The organism is Xanthobacter autotrophicus (assembly GCF_029991245.1).
Lineage (GTDB): Bacteria > Pseudomonadota > Alphaproteobacteria > Rhizobiales > Xanthobacteraceae > Xanthobacter > Xanthobacter autotrophicus_C.
Genome location: NZ_JAIVFO010000266.1, coordinates 1 through 2291, shown reverse-complemented (window position 1 = coordinate 2291; position 2291 = coordinate 1). Strand labels below are relative to the sequence as shown.

The 2291-nt window shown below is 68.8% G+C and carries 3 protein-coding genes; 2 read left to right on the top strand and 1 reads right to left on the bottom strand.

Translation table 11 applies throughout. The features are described from left to right. Both K9U41_RS22560 and K9U41_RS22555 read left to right on the top strand, forming a co-directional pair. A partial coding sequence (locus K9U41_RS22560) for a tellurite resistance TerB family protein (RefSeq protein ID WP_282643079.1) occupies nucleotides 1–584 on the top strand: 584 nt, incomplete at its 5' end. Between the two features lie 193 nt (nucleotides 585–777). Beyond that, entirely contained in the window at nucleotides 778–1644 is an 867-nt protein-coding gene (locus K9U41_RS22555) for a sulfite oxidase heme-binding subunit YedZ (protein ID WP_282643078.1), read from the top strand. Between the two features lie 64 nt (nucleotides 1645–1708). Here K9U41_RS22555 and K9U41_RS22550 read toward each other — a convergent pair whose 3' ends face one another. Beyond that, nucleotides 1709–2215, bottom strand: coding sequence for an acetone carboxylase subunit gamma (locus K9U41_RS22550; protein ID WP_282643077.1), 507 nt, complete (start codon nucleotides 2213–2215; stop codon nucleotides 1709–1711). Between the last annotated feature and the right edge of the window lie 76 nt (nucleotides 2216–2291).

The following is a 2291-nucleotide window of genomic DNA, read 5'->3' as shown; positions in this document are numbered from 1 at the left end:
GCCCCAATCCCTACCCGACGCCGGCGCCGGCTCCCGCGCCCGCCCCCTCTCCTGCTCCCGCACCTGCCCCGCAGTCCGGCAGCGGCGATCTGGTGAAATATGGCGGCATGGCCGTCATCGGCATGCTGGCGTGGAACGCCTTCCGCAAGTGGCAGTCCCAGTCGGGCGGCCGCTCGGCCTTCACCTCGGGCGCGCCGGAGGCGGCCGGCTTCGCCCCCGCGGCCGCGCCCGGCGGGGCCGATGCCTTCTCCGGCGTCCTGCTCTCGGCCATGGCCGCAGCAGCACAATCGGACGGGCAGATCGACCACGAAGAGCTGGAGCGCATCACCGGCGGCCTGTCCCGCATGGGGGCGGCGGCACCGGAGCGCGACGCGCTGATCTCCTTCCTCACCACCCCCGTGGACCCGCAGCAGGTGGTGGATGCGGCCACCGGTCCCGAAGCGGCGCTGCAGATCTACGCCGCCTCGGCCCTTGCGATCCGTCCCGACAGCGCCACCGAGAAGCAGTATCTCGCCAGCCTCGCCTCGGCGCTCGGCATCGATCCGGGCCTCAAGGCGCAGGTGGACGCCGACCTGAACGCCTGAGAGGCCGTCGGGACATTCGACCGGACGGGCGCCCGCGCCCTCCGGCACTGCACTCACGCCATCGTGCACGGCGGGGCCGTAACGGCGCCCCGCCGCCGGGCGTAATGGGAAGCGGAGCGGCCGGCGGCGGCCTTTCCCCATGAGGCGGAGATATCGCCCCCCATGCGCAGCGAAGGACGCGAGCGAACGCCCCATGCCCCTCTTCCATGAACGGTCCGGCCAGTTCAGCCCCGAGAAAACGCTGTTCCTCGTCGCCTCCATGCTGCCTGCGGTCTGGCTCGCGGGCCTTGCCTCCAATGGCATGCTCGGCGCGCGGCCGTGGACCGAAGCCATCCACTTCACCGGGCTCTGGGCCATCCGCCTCCTGGCCGTGACCCTCGCCATCACGCCGCTGCGCCGGCTCCTGTCCTATCCGAAGCTCTATTTCGGGCGGCGCATCTTCGGCCTCGCGGCGCTGTTCTACGCCGCCTTCCACCTGCTGCTGTTCATCTTGGACCAGGGTGCCGGCCGGGCGCTGAGCGAAATCGTGCTGCGCATCTACCTCACCATCGGCGCGGTGGCGCTGGCGCTGCTTATTGCTCTGGGGGCCACCTCGTTCGACGGCGCCATCCGGCGGCTCGGAACACAGCGATGGAACCGGCTGCACATGGCGGTCTATGCCATCGCCCTGCTGGGGGCGGTGCATTTCTTCCTGCAGTCGAAGCTGGACGTGACCGAGCCGGTGCTCATGGCCGGCCTGTTCGTGTTCCTGTTCGCCTATCGCATCGCGGTACGCCTTTCCGGCGAGGTGACGCCGCTGGGAGTCGCCGGCCTCGCGGTGCTGTCCGCGCTGCTGACGGCGGGGGTGGAAGTGCTGTGGTATGGCCTCGCCACGCGGGTGGACCCCTGGCTGGTGGCGGAGGCGAACCTCTCCTTCGATCTCGGCCCGCGTCCTGCCTGGTGGGTGCTGGGGGTGGGCCTTGCCCTGGCCGCGCTCGCCGCCCGGCGCCGGGAGGCTGCCCCCGCGCGCGGGCGGCGCCGAGCCGCTTCGGCGGTACAGACGAAGATCGAGGCCTCCTGAACGGGAATGCCCCACGAAAATGGGGGCGGTTGCCCGCCCCCGTCTTCGCTTCCTTCTGACCGGATCAGGCGTCGGCCCGTTCCGGCACGGGCAGGCCGAGCCAGTCCTGGTAGAAGCCCTCGATATCCGGCGAGAAATCGTGGATCACCGGATACCAGGGGGTGGGCGCCTCCACATCGTGGAGGGTGCCGCATTCCGGGCAGAAATACTCGCGGATCACTTGCCAGGAGGGCGTGGGCGCCATGAGGCGGGGATAGATCTCCTCCATCTTCTGCGGCGTGTCGCGGACATGGACACGGGCGCTGAGCTTCCAATTGTCCTTCCAGTCGCAGAAGTCATGGCCGCATTCGCAGCGGACTGTCCATTTCTTGGAGACCTTCTGCTGCACGATGAAGAGCTTGGGGCCGAGCGGCAGGATAATCTTGTCGTCCCACGGCATACGTTCCTGCAGGATCTCCACATAGGTCACGAACCGCTCCGGGTCCTTGGGGGTGGAGAGCATCTGGTGGAGCGTATCGGGATCGATCTTGCCGTCCACGAGATCGACGATCTTCGAGCGGGTATAGGCCATCGGGTGTTCCTCCTGATTGTTGGGTTGCTCCCCTCTCCCCTTGCGGGAGAGGGGTTGGGGGCTGTCGCTTTTACCA

What these genes read in the sequence shown, in the direction of transcription:
- K9U41_RS22555 (WP_282643078.1), top strand. Translation starts at nt 778, where the DNA reads ATGCCCCTCTTCCATGAACGGTCCGGCCAGTTCAGCCCCGAGAAAACG.
- K9U41_RS22550 (WP_282643077.1), bottom strand. Translation starts at nt 2,215, where the DNA reads ATGGCCTATACCCGCTCGAAGATCGTCGATCTCGTGGACGGCAAGATC.